The organism is Rhodococcus sp. USK10, assembly GCF_019378875.1.
Classification (GTDB): domain Bacteria; phylum Actinomycetota; class Actinomycetes; order Mycobacteriales; family Mycobacteriaceae; genus Rhodococcus_F; species Rhodococcus_F pseudokoreensis.
This window is the reverse complement of sequence record NZ_CP076048.1, coordinates 1,567,349-1,585,148: the sequence shown is the minus strand read 5'-3', so window position 1 is coordinate 1,585,148 and position 17,800 is coordinate 1,567,349. Positions and strand designations below refer to the sequence as shown.

At 68.2% G+C, this 17,800-nt stretch carries 18 protein-coding genes and 1 tRNA gene; 9 read left to right on the top strand and 10 right to left on the bottom strand.

Annotation, left to right across the window (positions count from 1 at the left end):
- Positions 1 to 22: 22 nt before the first annotated feature.
- Positions 23 to 922: a 3-hydroxyisobutyrate dehydrogenase gene (gene mmsB / locus I1A62_RS14320; protein ID WP_087558285.1), complete on the top strand. Its 900-nt coding sequence runs from the start codon at positions 23 to 25 to the stop codon at positions 920 to 922.
- Positions 919 to 1,695: an enoyl-CoA hydratase gene (locus tag I1A62_RS14315; RefSeq protein ID WP_124395775.1), complete on the top strand. Its 777-nt coding sequence runs from the start codon at positions 919 to 921 to the stop codon at positions 1,693 to 1,695. Before mmsB ends, I1A62_RS14315 begins: the two co-directional genes overlap by 4 nt.
- Before the next feature lie 57 nt (positions 1,696 to 1,752).
- Here I1A62_RS14315 and I1A62_RS14310 read toward each other — a convergent pair whose 3' ends face one another.
- On the bottom strand, positions 1,753 to 2,286 hold the full coding sequence (locus tag I1A62_RS14310; RefSeq protein ID WP_012688462.1) for a MarR family winged helix-turn-helix transcriptional regulator: 534 nt from the start codon (positions 2,284 to 2,286) through the stop codon (positions 1,753 to 1,755).
- A gap of 54 nt (positions 2,287 to 2,340) precedes the next feature.
- Complete coding sequence (locus I1A62_RS14305) at positions 2,341 to 3,591, bottom strand: multidrug effflux MFS transporter (RefSeq protein WP_124395776.1); 1,251 nt, start codon at positions 3,589 to 3,591, stop codon at positions 2,341 to 2,343.
- Positions 3,592 to 3,683: 92 nt separating this feature from the next.
- On the opposite strand from I1A62_RS14305, the gene I1A62_RS14300 reads away from it, so the two are divergent.
- Positions 3,684 to 3,755: transfer RNA gene (locus I1A62_RS14300), tRNA-Cys, on the top strand.
- Positions 3,756 to 3,811: 56 nt separating this feature from the next.
- Here the strand turns inward: I1A62_RS14300 and I1A62_RS14295 are convergent.
- Positions 3,812 to 5,791 carry a glycosyltransferase family 39 protein gene (locus I1A62_RS14295; RefSeq protein ID WP_219458954.1) on the bottom strand — a complete coding sequence of 660 codons (1,980 nt, stop codon included), beginning with the start codon at positions 5,789 to 5,791 and terminating at the stop codon, positions 3,812 to 3,814.
- A gap of 105 nt (positions 5,792 to 5,896) precedes the next feature.
- Positions 5,897 to 6,505, bottom strand: coding sequence for a TetR/AcrR family transcriptional regulator (locus tag I1A62_RS14290; protein ID WP_219458953.1), 609 nt, complete (start codon positions 6,503 to 6,505; stop codon positions 5,897 to 5,899).
- A gap of 99 nt (positions 6,506 to 6,604) precedes the next feature.
- Between I1A62_RS14290 and I1A62_RS14285 the strand changes: the two genes are divergently transcribed.
- Positions 6,605 to 8,392, top strand: coding sequence for an amidohydrolase family protein (locus tag I1A62_RS14285; protein ID WP_219458952.1), 1,788 nt, complete (start codon positions 6,605 to 6,607; stop codon positions 8,390 to 8,392).
- The gene (locus I1A62_RS14280; protein WP_219458951.1) at positions 8,389 to 9,237 is read left to right on the top strand and encodes an alpha/beta fold hydrolase; all 849 of its coding nucleotides are present in this window, start codon (positions 8,389 to 8,391) and stop codon (positions 9,235 to 9,237) included. The genes I1A62_RS14285 and I1A62_RS14280 overlap by 4 nt, the downstream gene beginning before the upstream one ends.
- On the opposite strand, the gene I1A62_RS14275 is transcribed toward I1A62_RS14280, so the two are convergent.
- Complete coding sequence (locus I1A62_RS14275; protein ID WP_219458950.1) at positions 9,205 to 9,768, bottom strand: TetR/AcrR family transcriptional regulator; 564 nt, start codon at positions 9,766 to 9,768, stop codon at positions 9,205 to 9,207. The genes I1A62_RS14280 and I1A62_RS14275 overlap by 33 nt on opposite strands.
- Before the next feature lie 40 nt (positions 9,769 to 9,808).
- Between I1A62_RS14275 and I1A62_RS14270 the strand changes: the two genes are divergently transcribed.
- Complete coding sequence (locus I1A62_RS14270) at positions 9,809 to 11,062, top strand: KasA/KasB family beta-ketoacyl-ACP synthase (protein WP_219458949.1); 1,254 nt, start codon at positions 9,809 to 9,811, stop codon at positions 11,060 to 11,062.
- Positions 11,063 to 11,126: 64 nt separating this feature from the next.
- Positions 11,127 to 11,474: a helix-turn-helix domain-containing protein gene (locus I1A62_RS14265; protein WP_219458948.1), complete on the top strand. Its 348-nt coding sequence runs from the start codon at positions 11,127 to 11,129 to the stop codon at positions 11,472 to 11,474.
- Between the two features lie 3 nt (positions 11,475 to 11,477).
- On the opposite strand, the gene I1A62_RS14260 is transcribed toward I1A62_RS14265, so the two are convergent.
- Both I1A62_RS14260 and I1A62_RS14255 read right to left on the bottom strand, forming a co-directional pair.
- Positions 11,478 to 12,062: an ATP-dependent Clp protease proteolytic subunit gene (locus I1A62_RS14260; RefSeq protein ID WP_124395783.1), complete on the bottom strand. Its 585-nt coding sequence runs from the start codon at positions 12,060 to 12,062 to the stop codon at positions 11,478 to 11,480.
- A 4-nt stretch (positions 12,063 to 12,066) separates the two neighbouring features.
- Complete coding sequence (locus tag I1A62_RS14255; RefSeq protein WP_005568279.1) at positions 12,067 to 12,675, bottom strand: ClpP family protease; 609 nt, start codon at positions 12,673 to 12,675, stop codon at positions 12,067 to 12,069.
- A gap of 208 nt (positions 12,676 to 12,883) precedes the next feature.
- Here I1A62_RS14255 and I1A62_RS14250 point away from each other — a divergent pair, with 208 nt between their 5' ends.
- Entirely contained in the window at positions 12,884 to 13,582 is a 699-nt protein-coding gene (locus tag I1A62_RS14250) for a low molecular weight phosphatase family protein (protein WP_219458947.1), read from the top strand.
- Here I1A62_RS14250 and I1A62_RS14245 read toward each other — a convergent pair.
- The 3 genes from I1A62_RS14245 to I1A62_RS14235 are packed head-to-tail and all read right to left on the bottom strand — an operon-like array spanning position 13,572 to position 16,709.
- On the bottom strand, positions 13,572 to 14,729 hold the full coding sequence (locus I1A62_RS14245) for a sulfotransferase (protein ID WP_219458946.1): 1,158 nt from the start codon (positions 14,727 to 14,729) through the stop codon (positions 13,572 to 13,574). The genes I1A62_RS14250 and I1A62_RS14245 overlap by 11 nt on opposite strands.
- A 19-nt stretch (positions 14,730 to 14,748) precedes the next feature.
- Positions 14,749 to 15,546: an SDR family oxidoreductase gene (locus I1A62_RS14240; protein WP_124395786.1), complete on the bottom strand. Its 798-nt coding sequence runs from the start codon at positions 15,544 to 15,546 to the stop codon at positions 14,749 to 14,751.
- A complete protein-coding gene (locus tag I1A62_RS14235; protein ID WP_219458945.1) occupies positions 15,543 to 16,709 on the bottom strand; it encodes a hypothetical protein in 1,167 nt (388 codons plus the stop codon). Before I1A62_RS14235 ends, I1A62_RS14240 begins: the two co-directional genes overlap by 4 nt.
- Before the next feature lie 92 nt (positions 16,710 to 16,801).
- Here I1A62_RS14235 and I1A62_RS14230 point away from each other — a divergent pair, with 92 nt between their 5' ends.
- The gene (locus I1A62_RS14230; RefSeq protein ID WP_219458944.1) at positions 16,802 to 17,725 is read left to right on the top strand and encodes a helix-turn-helix domain-containing protein; all 924 of its coding nucleotides are present in this window, start codon (positions 16,802 to 16,804) and stop codon (positions 17,723 to 17,725) included.
- Positions 17,726 to 17,800: the final 75 nt, after the last annotated feature.

The following is a 17,800-nucleotide window of genomic DNA, read 5'->3' as shown; positions in this document are numbered from 1 at the left end:
CAAGCGTCCAGGAGGGACTGATATGAGCACTACCGTCGGATTTCTGGGACTCGGTCACATGGGTGGCCCCATGGCGGCCAACCTCGTCAAGGCGGGACACACGGTGGTCGGATTCGACCTCGCGCCCGCCGCACTCGAGCAGGCGGTGAAAGACGGTGTCACCGTCGCCGATTCGGCCGTCGAGGCCGTACGTGAGGTGGACGTCGTGATCACGATGCTGCCGAGCGGCAAGCACGTTCTCGGGCTCTACGCGGAGATCCTGCCCGCCGCGAAGCCGGGCACCCTGTTCATCGACTCGTCCACCATCGACGTTGCGGACGCCCGGGCGGCGCACGACGAGGCCGTCCAGGCCGGACACCGTTCGGTGGACGCACCCGTCTCCGGTGGCGTCGTCGGCGCGACTGCGGGAACTCTCGCGTTCATGGTCGGCGGCACGGCGGACGACTTCGAGTCCGCGAAGCCGCTGCTCGACGTGATGGGCAAGAAGGTCGTCCACTGCGGCGACCCGGGCAACGGTCAGGCTGCGAAGATCTGCAACAACATGATCCTCGGGGTGTCGATGATCGCCGTCAGCGAGGCCTTCGTCCTCGGCGAGAAGTTGGGCCTGAGCAACCAGGCCCTGTTCGACGTCGCCTCCAACGCGTCGGGTCAGTGCTGGGCGCTCACCACCAACTGTCCTGTGCCCGGACCGGTTCCGACGAGCCCGGCCAACAACGACTACCAGCCGGGGTTCGCGGCCGCACTGATGGACAAGGATCTCGGTCTCGCCGCGAATGCGCTGAAGACCAACGGCGTCGAGGCCGAACTCGGGCTCCGCGCTGCCGAACTGTACAGCCGGTTCCACGCCGCCGGCGGTGGTGGCCAGGACTTCTCGGCCATCATCAACGACATCCGCGAACGTTCCACCGAGGGAGAGCAGTGACCGACTTCGAGACCATCCTCCTGGAGCGCAAGGGCCGGGTCGGGATCATTACCCTCAACCGTCCGAAAGCGCTCAACGCACTGAATTCCGAGCTGATGCGCGAGGTCGTGTCGGCGGTGGAGGAGTTGGAGAAGGATTCGGAGATCGGTGCCATCCTGATCACCGGTTCCGACCGGGCCTTCGCGGCGGGCGCCGACATCAAGGAGATGCAGCCCAAGTCGTACATGGACGTCTACCTGGACGACTTCTTCGCTGCGTGGGATCGCCTCGCCGCGGCCCGCAAGCCCACCATCGCTGCTGTCGCGGGCTACGCCCTCGGCGGCGGATGCGAACTGGCGATGCTCTGCGACATCCTGATCGCCGCCGACACCGCGAAGTTCGGTCAGCCGGAGATCAAGCTCGGTGTCATCCCCGGCATCGGCGGCTCGCAGCGGCTGACGCGCGCGGTGGGCAAGGCCAAGGCCATGGAACTGTGCCTGACCGGCCGGAACATGGACGCCGAGGAAGCCGAACGCGCCGGGCTGGTGTCGCGGATCGTGCCCGCCGCCGACCTCCTGGACGAGGCGCTGCAGACGGCGACCACCATCGCCGAGATGTCGCTTCCGGTCGCGATGATGGCGAAGGAGGCGGTGAACCGCTCCTTCGAGACCACGCTCACCGAGGGTGTCCGGTTCGAGCGCCGGGTGTTCCACTCGACGTTCGCCACCGAGGATCAGAAGGAAGGGATGGCGGCGTTTGTCGAGAAGCGTCCGCCCGTCTTCAAGCACCGCTAGACGCCCTGACCCGACTGTCGCCCCGCACCGGATCCGAAGCGGGGCGACAGCCGTGTCTCACCACTTGGTGGGCGCGTCTCCGGTGTCGAAATCGCCTGCCTCGCGGCGCAGTTCGGCGAGGATGGCGACCAGCTGTTCCAGCTTGTCGCCGGACACGCCGGGGCTCGAGAACACCTGGGCGTTGAGCCGCTCGGTGGACTCGACTGCCAGTTTCCTTCCCGCGTCGGTGATTTCGATCAGCGTTGCGCGGCGGTCGCTCGGATGCGGAACACGCCGCACGAGATTCGCCGTCTCGAGCCGGTCGACGGCGTTGGTGACGCTCGTCGGGTGAACCTGAAGACGCGCGCTGGCCTTCGCCATCGGGAGTGCGCCCGTGCGTGTGAACGTCAGCAGTGTCAGCAATTCGTACCGGGCGAAGGTGAGCCCCGACGGTTTGAGCACCTCTTCCACCCGCGCGATCATGATCTGATGGGCGCGCATCACCGAGGTCACCGCGGCCATGCCGTCGGCAACGTCACCCCAGCCGTGCTTGGTCCACTGCCGGTGGGCCTCTTCGATGGGGTCGAGATGAAGTGGTGACGGTGGTGGCATGCGTCGATCATCCCATGTCGGGTGATGGGCCGTGAAAGTCTGCCGAGCGTGTCGTCAGTGGGCTTCCGCCTTCGCTGCGGCGGCCAGCGCCACCAACCCGAGTCCCGTGCACGCGGTCATCGTGACTGCGAGTGCGACGCCGGTGTTGCCGAGTACGCCGACCAGGGGAGCGATCAGGGCGCCGACACCGAATTGCAGGGCGCCGAGCAGCGCAGCGGCCGTGCCCGCGGCCTCCCCGTGCCTGCCGAGGGCCAGCGCCGGGGCATTGGGCAGGACGAATCCGACACCGCCGAGGAGGAACCACAGGGGGACGACGAACCCGACGAGCCCGCCGAACTCGAAATGCGCGGTAGTGATCAGCGCCAGCCCGGCCACCGTCGCGAAGCCGAGGGCAGACACCGTGATCTGCAGCGGTGACCAGCGCCCGAGGGCGCGGACGTTGAGTTGCGAGGCCCCGATCAGAGCGATCGCGCCGGAGCTGAACAGCAGCGCGAACTGCTGCTCGTCCAGGCCGTACTGGTCCTGGAACACGAACGACGCACCGGAGACGTACGAGAACAGCGATCCCATCGCCACGCTCGACACGAGGGCGAGCACCATGAACGCGCGGTCCCCGAGCAGTCCCTTGTAGGTGCCCAGCACGGCGAGGAGATTGCTCTTGCGGCGGCGCTCGGGCGGCAGCGTCTCCGTCAGACCAAACGCGCCGATCAACGCCGTCAGCGTGCCGATCACGGCGAGAACGACGAAGATCCCGCGCCAGTCGAGGGCGATGAGGAGCGCCCCGCCGATACTCGGGGCGAGCACGGGTGCGACGCCGAGGACGAGCATCAGCCGCGACATCACGACGGCGACGGTGTTCCCCGAGAACAGGTCGCGGACCACGGCGAGCGCGACCACCGCTGCGGCGGCGGCGCCGATGCCCTGGAAGACGCGGAGCACCCCCAGCACTGCCACGGTCGGCGCGAACACCGCGAGCACGGACGCTACGACGTGCACACCGATACCGGCGATGAGGGGGCGCCTGCGCCCCAGGCTGTCCGCCAGCGGTCCGACGATCAACTGCCCCAGCGCGAGGCCGAGCAGGGTTCCGGTGATGGTCAGCTGGACCGCGGACGAGGACGCGCCGAGGTCCGTTCCGATGTCCGGTAGCGCCGGCAGATACATGTCGATGGTGAAGGGGCCGAGGGCCACCATCGCGCCGAGTACGAGGATCACCCGAAGGCTGGGCCGGGTGGTTGTCCGCTCGCCGATCGGGGCGGCGCGTTCTTCGGTGTCGGTCATGAAGCAACACAGCAACGAGGGCACACGGTTTGTTCCCGCCCCGGCGTGTCGGTTCAGAATCACCGTGAGCACAACTCTCGCGCCGGGGGCGTCGGCCGGGCACAGTGGTCATCGATGCGGGTGTGACTGAGTGGTTGAGGTACCGGCCTGCAAAGCCGTTCACACGGGTTCGAATCCCGTCACTCGCTCGGGTGAGAACCGGCAGGTGATGCACCTGCCGGTTCTCCGCGTGCCTACCGGTGACCTATCCGGTGAGGTCGTACACGGTCGTGCCGCCCACCGTGACGGCGGTGAAGTTCGCGGCCACCCACTCCTGGATCGCGCCGGACGTGCTGTCGCCGCCGCGACCACCGCCGCCACCACCTGAGATGTAGTAGTGCACCTGGCCGTTCTCGACGTAGGAGATGAACTGGTCGAGCGTCGGCGTGGGGTCGGAACTCCATCCGCCGATCGCCATCACCGCGGTGTCGGCGGCCAGTTCGTACGTGGCCGCGCTCTGCGAACCGTTGGTCGCGGCAGACCACGTGGTGCCTGCCTCGGCGAGCAACGTCGTGAGCTCGGAACTCGTCCCACCCTCGCTGCCACCCATGCCACCGCCGCCCATGCCACCGCCGGGCGTCTGGCCGCCGGCCATGTCACCGCCGGGTGCCTGGCCGCCGGCCATGTCACCGCCGGGTGCCCGGCCGCCGCCGCCTCCCATTCCGGTATCGGTGACAGCCCCGGACGGGCCGGCCGTGGGGATCGATCCGTTGTGTGCGGTGGCCGCGGTGGCGATCGCGTAGGCCGCGGAGCCTCCGATTCCGGCGAGCGAGCCCAGCAGCAGGCCGGTGACGGCGAGTTTCCGGACGCGGTTCCCGTCGCCGAGCGCGATCAGGGCGGCGCCGAGAACGGTGCCGGCGAGCAGGACCCACTTCAGGGCGGGCATCCACTCGGTGTTGCGGTGCAACAGGACCCAGCTCCACGCACCTGCGGCCACCATCATGAAGGCGAGGCCGGACCGTCCGAGAATGCTGTCGCGCTTCTGCCACAGGGCGTACCCGCCGGTGCCGATCATCCCGGCGATCGCGGGGGCGAGCGCCACCGTGTAGTAGGGGTGGATGGTGCCGGACATGTAGCTGAAGATCAGTCCCGTGACGAGGAACCATCCGCCCCACACGATCAGGGAGGCTCGCACGCGGTCCGTCCGCGGAGCGCGTCCGCGGGCGAGCAACCCGAAGACCAGGGCGACCAGTGCCGCCGGGATCAGCCACGAGATCTCGATGCCCATCTCGCTGCCGAACAGGCGATCCAGCCCGGTGCTCCCACCGAAGCTCGATCCCGCACTGCCGCCGGACATTCCTCCGCCGCCACCGCCGGTGTTTCCGAAGATCCGGCCGAGTCCGTTGTAGCCGAGCACCAGATCCATGACGCTGTTGTCGGTGGAACCACCGATGTACGGGCGCGAGTCCGCGGGCCACAGCCACACGGCGAGAACCCACCATCCGGCCGCGGCGACGACGGCGGCGACGCCCCCGGCCAGGTGCAGCAGCCGAACCCGCAATCGGGCATGCCCGGCAACCAGATACGCCAGACCGAACGCGGGCAGCACCATCAGGCCCTGCAACATCTTGGTGAGGAACGCGAAGCCGAGCGCGACCCCGGTGAGGGCGATCCACATCGCGGCGCGCCGGCCGGTCTCCGTCTCGATCGCGCGGACCACGAAGTATCCGGCCGCGGTCATCAGGAGCACCAGCAGCGCGTCGGGGTTGTCGAAGCGAAACATCAAGGCAGCCGCGGGAGTTGCGGCCAGGACGGCGCCGGCGATCAGCCCGGCGCCCCTGTTCGTGACGCGGGTGACGGCCGCGTAGACGAGGGCGACCGAACCGACCCCCATCAGGGCCTGGGGGACGAGGAGGCTGGCGCTGGAGAACCCGAAGATCCGCCCGGACAGTCCCATCACCCACAGCGACGCGGGCGGTTTGTCGACCGTGATGAAATTCGAGGTGTCGAGTGAGCCGAAGAACCACGCCTTCCAGCTCTGCGAACCGGCCTGCGCGGCCGCGGCGTAGAAGCTGTTGGCGTAGCCGCTGGAGGTGAGATCCCACAGGTACAGCGCCGCGGTGGCGGCGAGGAGTGCGGTGAGGGCGAGTGCGGAACCGCGTCGGCGGATCCACGAGTCCGACTCGGCGCGGTGGCCGGGCGGTCCTGTTCTCCGTGGCGGAGCCGGAGTGAGAACGGCAGTCATCAGGTGGTCCCTTCGCGAGTTGCTGTCCCGACAACGTTCTCGCGCGGGGGCGTCACCCGGCTGGGAGGCGGCTGGAAGGTTCCTGTGAACCCGGACCCCTCCGGTTCAGCGTGTCGAGTCGAGTGCGTCGACGTCGACACCTGCTGCGGGAAGCAGGTGATAGAAGGCGCGTTCACAGAGGTCGATCATCTCGGTGCGTTCCATGGTCGGCTCGTCGAGCCAGGACAGCACGATCTCCTCCATGAACGCCTGCCAGCCCGAGATCGCGGCCTCGAGCGCGGGCGTCGTCGGCACGCCGAACTCGGCCAGCGACGCGCCGATCCACCGGGTGAACGTTCGCCGCATGCCGCGGTATATCTGCCGCATCCTCTCGTCGCCGCTACCGAACATCCGCATGACCGCGAGGTAGATGGTGGGGTGCTGGATCACCGCGTCTGCAAACGTTTCGACGCCCGCCCGGAGTTGCCCGCACACCGGGAGCGTCGCATCGGGTGTCATCCGCCGCTGCAGTTCGGAGGCCGAAGCTTCGAGGACGGCGTTGCGAAAGCCCTGCTTGTTCTTGAAGTAGTGGAACAGCAGTGGCGCGGAGACGCCTGCCTCGGCCGCCACCTGGTCGATCGACAGGTCGTCGAACGGCACCGTCTCGAGGAGTCGGACGGCGACGTCGAGGATCTGCGCGCGCCGATCTTCGGGAGAGCGGGGTGCGGCGGCCACCCCTGCACTCTATTGAGGATCGCTCGAGCCGTCCATTGACTTTTACTCAACCGCATACGTAACCTCGGGTAACACATACCGAGTGTGAGGAGTGCAACAATGCCGGATTTCGATGTGGTCGTCAATGGTGGGCTGTGGTTCGACGGAACCGGATCCGCGCCGTTGCGACGCAATCTCGGCATCCGCGACGGCGTCGTGGTCCGGGCATCGACTCGTCCGCTGTCCATCGGACCGGACACCGAGGTCATCGACGCCGCAGGCAAGTGGGTGCTTCCCGGGTTCGTCGACGTGCACACCCACTACGACGCGGAAGTGCTCGTCAGCCCCGGACTGCCGGAGTCGGTACGACACGGCGTAACCACCGTCGTCCTCGGAAACTGCTCCCTCTCCACCGTGTATTCGACGCCGCGCGAGTGCGCCGACCTGTTCAGCAGGGTCGAGGCCGTGCCGCACGACTCCGTGCTCGGGATCCTGGAGGAAAACAAGATCTGGCAGAGCCCGGCGGAGTACGTCGAGGCACTCGAGTCGTTGCCGCTCGGCCCCAACGTCGCCGGGTTCATCGGGCACTCCGACATCCGCACCCACGTCCTCGGTCTCGGCCGCGGCACCGACAAGCGGATCGAGCCGACTGCTCGCGAACTCGAGCAGATGGGTGCGATGCTCACCGACGCCGTCGATGCCGGCTTCCTCGGCCTCTCCTCGATGACGAACGCACTCGACAAGATCGACGGCGACGAATACCGTTCGCGCTCATTGCCGTCCACGTACGCGCGGTGGAAGGAGTTCCGCTTCCTCAATCGCATCCTGCGCGAGCGCGGCAAGATCCTGCAGAGCGCACCGACAATCAACCTGCATCCGAACATCGCCGGATTCTTCGCGGAGAGTTCGGGCCTCGGGCGGCGCAAGCCCCTCAAGACGTCGCTGCTGTCGGCCGCGGACTCGAAGGCGTATCCGCCGATCGTCTACTTCATGCTCGCCGCGGCGCCCCTGCTGAACCGCTTCGCCAAGACCGATTTCAAGTGGCAGCACCTGCCGGTGCCGTTCACCGTCTACGCGGATGGGATCGACCTCGTGGTGTTCGAAGAGTTCGGCGCCGGCGCGGCGGCGCTGCACCTCGAGGACCAGGTGGAGCGAAACGCCCTGCTGCAGGACGAGTCCTACCGACGCCGGTTCCGCAAGGACTACGACAACAAGTTCAGCCCCCGCATCTGGCACCGGAACTTCTACGACGCGGTGATCGTCGGGTGCCCCGACGAGACGCTGATCGGCAAGACATTCGGCGCCGTCGGCGACCTCCGCGGTGTGCACCCGGTCGACGCGTACCTCGATCTCGTCGTCGAGTACGGCACCGACCTGCGGTGGCGGACCACCATCGCCAACCATCGCCCCAGGTTCGCGAAGAAACTCGCCGCGAGTTCCGGGGTGCAGATGGGATTCGGCGACGCCGGTGCCCACCTGCGCAACATGGCGTTCTACAACTACCCGATCCGGCTGCTGAAGAAGGTCAAGGACGCGCAGTCCGACCGCAAGCCGTTCCTGACCGTCGAGCGGGCGGTTCACCGGCTGACAGGCGAGCTGGCCGACTGGTACGGCATCGACGCCGGTCACCTCCGCGAAGGTGACCGCGCCGATCTGGTCGTCGTCGACCCGGCGGGTCTCGACGCCACGGTGGACGGATTGTTCGAGGCGGAGGTCCCCGAATACGGCGGGTTGCGGCGGATGGTGAACCGCAGCGACGGCGCCGCGGTCGCGACGGTGATCAACGGCAGGCTCGTCTACCGCGACGGCGAATTCACCGGCGGATTCGGGGTCTCCAAGACGGGACGCTTCCTCCGCGCCGGAGAGTCGGCCGCAGACCGCAGCGAGCGCGAGACGATCGTCGGATGAGTCGCACGGAGCGGATCGGCACGTTCACCCGCGACGGACTGGTGTTCGACGTCCGCGACGAGGGCCCGATCGACGGCGCACCGGTGTTGCTGTTGCACGGGTTTCCGCAGGACTCGCGGTCGTGGGACGCGCTGGCGCCGCTGCTGCACCAGCGCGGTTTCCGCACCCTCGCCCCGGACCAGCGCGGCTATTCGCCCGGTGCCAGGCCTCGCGCCCGCCGGGCGTACCGCAGCACGGAACTGATCGCGGACGTCGTCGCGCTCATCGACCGGGCTGGCCTCGGCCCGGCGCACGTGATCGGACACGATTGGGGCGCGGCGGTGGCCTGGGGCGTCGCAGCCGAACGCCCGGACCGGGTCCGCACGCTCACGGCGCTGTCGGTGCCGCACCCGGCGGCGTTCGTGCGGGCGATGCTCACCAGCCGTCAGATCCTGAAGTCCTGGTACATGTTCGCGTTCCAGTTGCCCTGGATCCCGGAGCGGGTGCTCACCCCGGACGGCTTGGGCTACCGGGCCCTGCTCGCCAGCGGCCAGTCGCCGGACGACGCGAAGCGCGACCTCGGGCCCATGCGCGACCGGACGCGCGCCCGGGGCGCCCTGAACTGGTATCGCGCGATGCCGTTCATCTCGCCCCGATCGGCGTCCCGGAAGGTCCGGGTGCCCACACTTTTCGTATGGAGCGACGGCGACACCGCGATCGGCCCGGTCGGCCCGGGGTTGACCGCCCGATTCGTCGACGCCCCGTACACGTTCGAGGTGCTCCGCGGCGTGAGCCACTGGATCCCGGACGAGGCCGCCGAACGCGTCGACGAACTACTCGGCAACCACCTGCTCGATCAGTCGTGACGCCGATCGATCCGTCCGCGCCGCGTCGCCGGTGACCAAGCGGTCGAGAAGGATTCCCCGTAGCCCGGACACCGCGACCGTCGCACTGTCGCGAGAATGGCGAGTGGAGATCCCGCATCGGACCATCGCGTCGGCGACGGCGTCGATCAGCGTGTGAATGGCCGAGGTGGCGAAATCAGCAAACGGGCCGCGCTGTACGCTCGCCACCCCCATCACCTGCAACAGGATCTTCGTGCTGACCGAGGACTCGCCTCGCGTGGTCGATGTCCACAGCTCCTCGAGGCCGGCACGCAGCCCGTCCCGGTCCGAGATTCCGGAGAACAGCGACGAGAAGCCGGGATGCTGCGTCGCCAGCGCCTGGACCAGCAGTTCCTCCTTGGTGCCGAAGTAGTAGATGAGCATGCGTGAACTCGTGCCCAGCTCCGCGGCGAGTGGCCGGAGCGACAGGTCCGCGAGTCCGTGTTCGGCGATGTAGCCGACGACGTCGGCGAGAAGCTTTGTGCGCTTGGCATGGTCGAGGGGGCGGGCCATGCGTTTGACTGTAACGGACGCTACAGGTATTCATGGAAGCATGACTGTAACGATCGCTTCAGGAATTCGGAGCGCCGCACGTCCGGTGGTGGTCACGGCGTTCGCCGCCGCCACCTCGATAGCCGACGACATCGACGGCACCTGGGAGGGGCTGTTGCGCAACCGGACCGGCATCGGTGTGCTCGAGGCGTCGTTCGTCGACGAGTACGGCCTCCCCGTCCGGATCGGCGGAAAGCTCACGGCGCACCCGGCCGAGCACCTGACGCGGGTAGAGCAGCGCCGGCTGTCCTTCGTCGAGCAGAGCGCGCTGGTCCTCGGTCGGCGGGCCTGGGCGAACGCGGGCTCACCGTCGGTCGACGGCGAGCGGCTCGCCGTTGCGATCGGCACCGGACTCGGCGGCGGGGACGCACTCGTCGGGGCCGTCGACGCGATGCGCGCGAACGGGTACCGCAAGGTGTCGCCGATGTGCGTGCCCATGGTCATGCCGAACGGTCCCGCCGCCACCGTTGGTCTGGAGATCGGGGCGAAGGCGGGTGTGTTCGCGCCCGTGTCCGCGTGTTCGTCCGGTTCCGAGGCCATCGCGCACGCCTGGCGGCTGATCGCCACCGGCGAGGCCGACGTGGTGGTGGCCGGCGGGGTCGAGGGGCAGATCGATGCGGTGCCCATCGCGAGCTTCGCGATGATGCGTGCGATGAGTACCCGCAACGACGAGCCCGAGCGGGCGTCGCGGCCGTTCGACCGCGACCGGGACGGCTTCGTGTTCGGTGAGGCCGGCGCGGTGCTCGTGCTCGAATCCGAGGAGCACGCCCGGTGTCGCGGCGCGGACATCCACGGCAGAATCCTGGGCGCCGGAATCACCTCGGACGCTTACCATATCGTCGCCCCCGACCCGCAGGGCGCCGGAATTGCGCGCGCCATGCGGAAGGCGCTCGACACCGCCGGACTGAGCGGTGCGGACGTGGATCACGTCAACGCCCACGCCACCTCGACGTCCGTCGGCGACGCGTCCGAGGCCGCCGCGATCGCCGCCGTCGCCGGACAGGCGTCGGTATACGCCCCGAAATCGGCGCTCGGGCACTCCATCGGAGCGGTCGGAGCCCTCGAGGCGATTCTCACCGTCCTGACGGTGCGCGAACAGATCGTTCCACCGACCCTCAACCTCGACAACCAGGACCCCGCCGTCGACCTGGACGTCGTCGCCGGATCGCCGCGCCGTCAGCGCATCGACTACGCGCTGAGCAATTCGATCGGTTTCGGCGGGCACAACGTCGCGCTCGCCGTCGGGCGGTACTGATCGGCTGTCCGCTGTCGGTGAACGCCGCGGCGTCCGGGTGCGTCGTCTGGAAGACTCCGGAGGTATGGAAGCTCAGCGCAGACTGACGCTGGTCACGGCCGCCCCCGAGCGTTCGCGGGAGGAGCCGCTGGTGCGCGAGCTCTACGGGCGGGTGCTCCGCGAGGCGCGCCGGGACCAGGACCGGAGTCTCGAGGACGTCGCCGCCGCCGTCGGGATGTCCAAGCAGTACCTCTCCGAAATCGAACGCGGGAAGAAGGAGCCGTCCTCCGAAATGCTGCGTGCAGTGTGCGGCGCCCTCGGTCTCCCGGTCGAACACCTGCTGTTCCGGTCCGGGCGCCGGCTCGGCGCGGCCAACCGGAACTCCGCGACCGCGACCCCGAACCGGCAGGTGCCGACCCTGCTCGCCGCCTAGCCGTCACTCCGTGACGAGCGTGTCGGCCAGCCCGTAGTCGATGGCGTCCTGAGCTGTGAAGATGCGGTCCCGGTCGGTGTCCCGGCGTAGGCGTTCGACGGTCTGCCCGGTGTGTTTGCTCAGAATCGCCTCGGTCTGCGAGCGGACCCGCATGATCTCGGCGGCCTGCAGCGCCAGGTCGGAGATCGTGCCGTTGCCCTGCGTCGACGGCTGGTGCAGCAGCACCCGGGAATGCGCCAGGACGTGCCGGTGTCCCTTGGTTCCCGCCGCCAGGAGCACCGCCGCGGCGGAGGCGGCCTGCCCCATGCAGTAGGTGGCGATGGTCGGGCGCAGGAACTGCATCGTGTCGTAGATGGCGAGCATCGCGGTCGTGGAGCCGCCGGGGGAGTTGATGTACAGACCGATTTCCTGATCGGAACTGTCCGCCTGCAGATGGAGCAGCTGTGCCATCACGACATTGGCGACGCCGTCGTCGATCTCAGTGCCCAGGAAGACGATCCGCTCGTTCAGCAGCCGGCTGAAGATGTCGAACGACCGCTCGCCTGCCGGGGTGCGTTCGATGACGTGGGGAATGGTGTACTGGGACATGGCTTCACAATCCAATTCTCGGGGCGGTGGTGTGCGGGGCGATCTCCGCGAACGAGGACACGACGCGGTCGACGATGCCGTAGTCGCGGGCCTCGTCCGCGGTGAACCACCGATCCCGGTCGCTGTCCTCGGCGATCTGCTCGACCGGATGCCCCGTCTCCGCGGCGAGGATCTCCTGCGACTGTCGTTTCATCCGTTCGAGGCTCTCGGCCTGGATGGCGATGTCGACGGCTGTGCCGCCGATGCCCGCCGAGGGCTGGTGCATCATGATGCGGCTGTGCGCCAGGCTGATCCGCTTGCCGTGAGTCCCCGAGCACAGCAGCACCTGCCCCATGCTGGCGGCGAAACCCATGGCCACGGTCACCACGTCGTTGGGGACGAGTTTCATCGTGTCGTAGATGGCCAGGCCTGCGAAGACGGAACCGCCCGGCGAATTGATGTAGAGCACGATGTCGCGTTTGGGGTCGGCGGCCGCGAGCAGCACCAGTTCGGAGCAGGCGCGTTCGGCCATGGCGTCGTCCACCTCACCGGTGAGGAGGATCGTGCGCTGGCGAAACAATCTGTCCGCCAACAGGTCGCGGTAGTTCAGGTCGGGTAGTGCGGCTGTGGTCATGTCTTCATTACTACCGCCGCGCCAGTGCCGGACCGGCAATTGTCTGCTGTGGGCAGACGACGGGGAGCCGGGTGTTCGCGAATCGACGTGACCGTGAGGAGTCCAGCAGATGAACGACCCACCACCGGTGGGTGAACTGTAAGAACAGACCGCTCGGACAGTGGAATCGGGCTCGCATGTGGGCGAAGTCGCTGGTTAGGGTTCCCTCATGCACGTTCTGTTCGTCTGTAGCGGGAACGTCTGCCGCTCGCCGATCGCAGAGCGGCTGACACACGCGTACGCACTGGCCCGCGATCTGCCGCACCTGACCGCGGAGAGCGCCGGCGTCCGTGCCCTCGTGGGCTTTCCGATCGAACCCGTCGCCGCCCGCGTCGTCGAGGGCCTCGGCGCCAGCGCCGACGGCTTCCGGGCGCGCCGCCTGCGGCCTGAGATGATCAAACGCGCCGACCTCGTCCTCGCGATGACCGAGCAGATCCGGGACCGTTCGATGGAACTGCTCCTCGGGACGAGCCACTGCACGTTCACCCTGCGGGAAGCACGCAGGATCGCCGCCGAAACGGGGGCCCGCACCGTCGCCGAACTCGCCGTCGCCCGCCGCGACTACGGGACGGTCGACGAGCCGAACATCAGCGACCCGGTGGGTCTGGCCGAGTCGGCATTCACCGAGGTGGGCGACCGGATCGCCGCCGAGTTGATACCGCTGCTCGACGCCCTCGACCTCGACAGCGGTACGACGTGGTCACCGGAGCCGGAGCCGGAGCCGGAACCCGAATCGGATCCCCGACCCGAGCCCGAGCCCGGCTACGAACCGCCGCCGCCCCCGGTCGTCCACCTGCCGCTGTCGCCCAGGCCGCTGATCGCGGCGCGTGCGGCGTCGTCGATCCTCGACTATCCGGTCAGCTGGTAGCGCTGAACTGGTAGTCGGCGAATCGCTCGTCCACCTGCTCGGCCGTCAGCCCGAACTCCTCGAGTGTGTACTTGTGCGAGGGACGGCGGTCGCCGCTGCGGCTCTCGGCGTGCATCGCCTCCATCGCCGACTGGGCGGACGAGCCGAGATCGAGTCCGAAGTGCGTGTAGACCCCTTCGACCGTGCCGAGCGGATCGGCCACGAAGTCCCGGTAGTCGACGTCGACGAACTGGGCGGGGTCGTGCCGGGCGCGGGATGCGGTGAACTGTTCGAGTCCCCGCGCCCACAGCTCGAGCTGGCTCTCCCCGATGACGCTGCCGCGGAACTTCTCGGACCACCCGTCGGTCGCCTGTTCCGCCAGGCTGCACACCGACGGGACGATCGTGCGCGGCGGCCGGTGGGTCTGGACGATCAGCGCGTCCGGGTAGACCGCGAGCAGTTCGTCGAGCGCGAACAGGTGGCTGGGGTTCTTGAGCACCCACCGGCGATCCCGGTCGGGAAGCCCGATCAGCTGCAGGTTCTTCTTGTGCCGCTGATACGCGTTGGTCCAGTCCTGGCCCGCGAGCCAGCGGGAGTACGTCGGCAGAGACGCCAGGCACTCGTAGGAGATCGACTTGAACGTCTGCCGCAGCAGTTGCCAGCACTCCTCGACCTCGCTCGCGGACATGTAGTGCACACCCATGAATTCGGGGCGTTCGATGTGGTGACGGCTGAAGCCCTCCTCGATCTTCTGGAACACCGGATTCGATTCCCAGGTCTCGCGCGGCGGCCGGGGTTGCGGCATCTCGGTCAGCCACATCTCCAGGCCCTGATGCGATGGGTCCGCGGTGAGCAGCCGGTGCAGCGCGGTCGTGCCTGTGCGGGGAAGACCGGTCACGAAGATGGGCCGCTCGATCCGCACGTCCGCGTGCTCGGGGTTCTGTTTCCACGCCGCCTCGCTCAGCAGCCGGGCCACCAGGGCGCCGCGGAGGAACACCCGGGACACCTTGCTGCCGAGCGGTGTCAGCCGCTCGTCGGTGTGATACGAATCCAGCAGGACGTCGAGGGCTTCGGTGTAGTCGTCCACACCGAAGTCGGTGAGACCGGTCAGCCGGGTGGCCGAGGCGTGCAGGTCTTCGACGGTGCCGACCGTGGTGCGCTCGCTCATGATGCTCCGGTTCTGTTCGCTAGTGGTGGAATTCGCCGCAGTTGACGTCGAGGCACTGCCCGGTGACGGCGCTCGCCAACGGGGAGGCCAGGAAGATCACGGCGTCGGCGACCTCCTCGGTCGTGGGGAGCCGCTTCAGATCGGTGTTCGCGGCGGTGTGCTCGTAGATCTGCTCGACGGTCGTCCCGTACTTCTCGGCCTGGTGCGTGAAATACTGTTTCAACGTGTCTCCCCAGATATAGCCGGGAGCAACGGAATTGACGCGGATACCCTGCGGTCCCAGTTCCGTGGCGAGCGACTGCGACGTCGCGAGCAGGGCGGATTTGGCCATCTTGTAGCTGCCGTACCGCTCCTGGGAGTGCCGGAGCACCATCGAGTTGATGTTCACCACCGCGCCGTTCGCCTCGGCGAGTGCCGGAGTGAACAGCTGGGTCAGCCGCAATGCCCCGAGCACGGTCAGCTCGAAACTGCTGCGGATGTGGTCGAACTCGGTGCGGGCCAGCGGTTTCATCGACGGAACCGAGAACGCGTTGTTGATCAGCACGTCGACCTTGCCGTACGCGTCGACGGCCGCGGACACCAGGTTCTCGGCCGAGGCCTGGTCGGTGATGTCGGTCGGGACGGTCACCGCGCGCCGGCCGGCCGCGACGATCTCCTTGGCCACCTCGTCGAGGCGCGACGCGGTCCGGGCGGCCAGCACCACGTCGGCGCCTGCGGTAGCGCAGCGGACGGCGAGGGTGCGGCCCAGGGCCGGTCCGACGCCGGAGATGACGACGACCTTGTCCTGCAGGAGTTGTGGAGTAGTCATGGCGGTCATCCCAGCATCCGGTCGGCCACCGCGGCCTGGCGTGCGGCGATGCGTGCGGCGAAGTCCTCGGGCGAGATCTTGTTGGAGTCGTAGTACGGCAGTGTTCGATGGATCTCGTCGAATTTCACGACCTCGATCCGGGGACCGTCGTCCGGGGTGAGTTCGCGGGAGACGCGCTGCCAGCGGAATTGCAGGTAGCCGCGGAGGTGCCCGACGGTGGCGATCCAGTTGGCGACGCCGGGATTGCGTTCGCACACGACGAGCCGGATGTGGTCGTCGGGATCCACCTGCGACTGCGCGACGTTCAGTGACGTCTGGTGGTTGACGTAGTCGAGGGAGATGTACCACATGCTGCCGAGCTGAAAGCCCTGGTAGGGCACGTCGGCCTTCGGGACGGTGATGACGACGGCCTCGTCCTCGGCGAGTTCGTAGTGCCCGACGGACGAGTACTGGGTGGCGAGGCCGCCCGGAGTGAGCCGCGGTTCGGTCATCGTGTTCACCGGCAGGTTCAGGTAGAACCACTCCGGGAACTGCAGCCACGTCTTCACCCGCGCGACGAGGGCCTTGCCCGCGCGCGCGTACCGCTTCTCCACGGTTTCGCGGGTGAGCGGGCCCGGGGCGGTACCGACCGCATCCGCCCTGGCGATGCGAATGGTGCCGCGCCGCTGACTCCAGTCGCTGTACACCTCCCGGACCACCAGCTGCGACGAACCCGGCGCGAGGGTGAAGTAGTTGCGCCTGCCCGCGCTGTCGCCGGGGCCGAACCGCACCTCGAACGAGCCGTCGGGCGCGATGTCGATCTCGCGGTCGTCGAATGCGGTGACGCTGCCGGGAACGTGTGCGGCCGTGTAGTTTCCGCTCAGCACCTGGAAACTCAGGTCCGCGGTGGTGCCGCGTCGCCCCGTCACCACGTATTCGACGTCGTCGTCGATCCGCGCGCCGAAGTAGAGGGTGTCCGGGTTGTCGAGGCCCATCTTCATGTACGGGCCGGTGCCCGAGATGAACGTCGGGTGCGACCGTTCGGTGGCCCAGGCCGCGTGCGTCGTGGCGAGGATTCCGCCTGCGAGGTACTGGTAGCCCTCCAGCAGATCCTGTTCGGTGCGGATGTGGGGGGCGCTCTCGATCAGTTTCTCGGCCTCGGCCATGGCGTCGGCGAATGGGTCGGTCAGCACACCGTGCTCCTCACAAGGGGGTGGTACAAATATGTACCTGCGTGGTAGAACATTGATGAACCGACAATAGAACGTGTTCTAAGGAGTGGTCAATGGGGCGCGACAACGAGATGCCCGACCGGGCGCAGGGCCGGCGGTCGCCGCCGACCGAACGGGTGGTGCAGGTGCTCGACTTCCTGGTGGCCCGCAAGGAACACCGATTCGGGCTGTCCGAGTTGGCCCGGCAACTCGACATCAGCAAGCCGACGTGCCTGGGGATCCTCACCGAACTGGCCCGCGGCGGCTACCTCGTCCGGGATCCGGCGACGAAGACGTACGGCCTCGGACCCGCGCTCATCGCGGCGGGCCGCGCGGCCCAGCAGGGGTTCGCGGCCGGGCCCGTGGCGCGCAGGCATCTCGCCGTGCTCAGTGACGAGTTCCGGACCACGTGCACGGCGTCGGCAGTGGTCGGCGACCGCATCGCCGTCCTCGAACTGACCAGTCCGCCGGGGATGCGGGCGGCCGCCAAGGTGGGGGAGATGTACCCGTTCGCGCCGCCCGTCGGGTTGATGTACGTGCTGTGGGACGGCGACGACGCGCTGCAGTCATGGCTGCGGCGGGAGCCGACGCTGCCGGTGCGCCTCGACCGGGACCGGTTACGCACGGTGGTCGAGGAGTGCTCCCGCACCGGATACCTCGTCGAGACGCTCACTCCGGTCGGGCAGCGCCTGCACACGCTCATGGCGGGCGTCGCTGCGCACGATCTGCCGCCGGAGTTGCGCGACGTGCTCGGCGAGATGGTGTCCAGTCTGGGGGAGCGGGTGTATCTGGACGCCGAACATGCAGACCCCGCTTCGCCCCACCCCGTCAGCCTCATCGCGGCGCCGACGTACGACGCCGAGGGGCACCAGGCCATGGTCCTCACCCTCTATGTGGGGGCCGAACTCGCGCCGTCCGACATCGCGCGACGGGGCAAGGCCCTCGCGGCGGCGGCGGACGCGATCACGACGGAGGTGGGTGGCCGCCGGCCCAGGTGACCGACGGCCGGGGCATTGACCAAGATCTGAAACACGTTCTATTCTCGGAGGTGCATTCATTTTCGACCGGGCTGG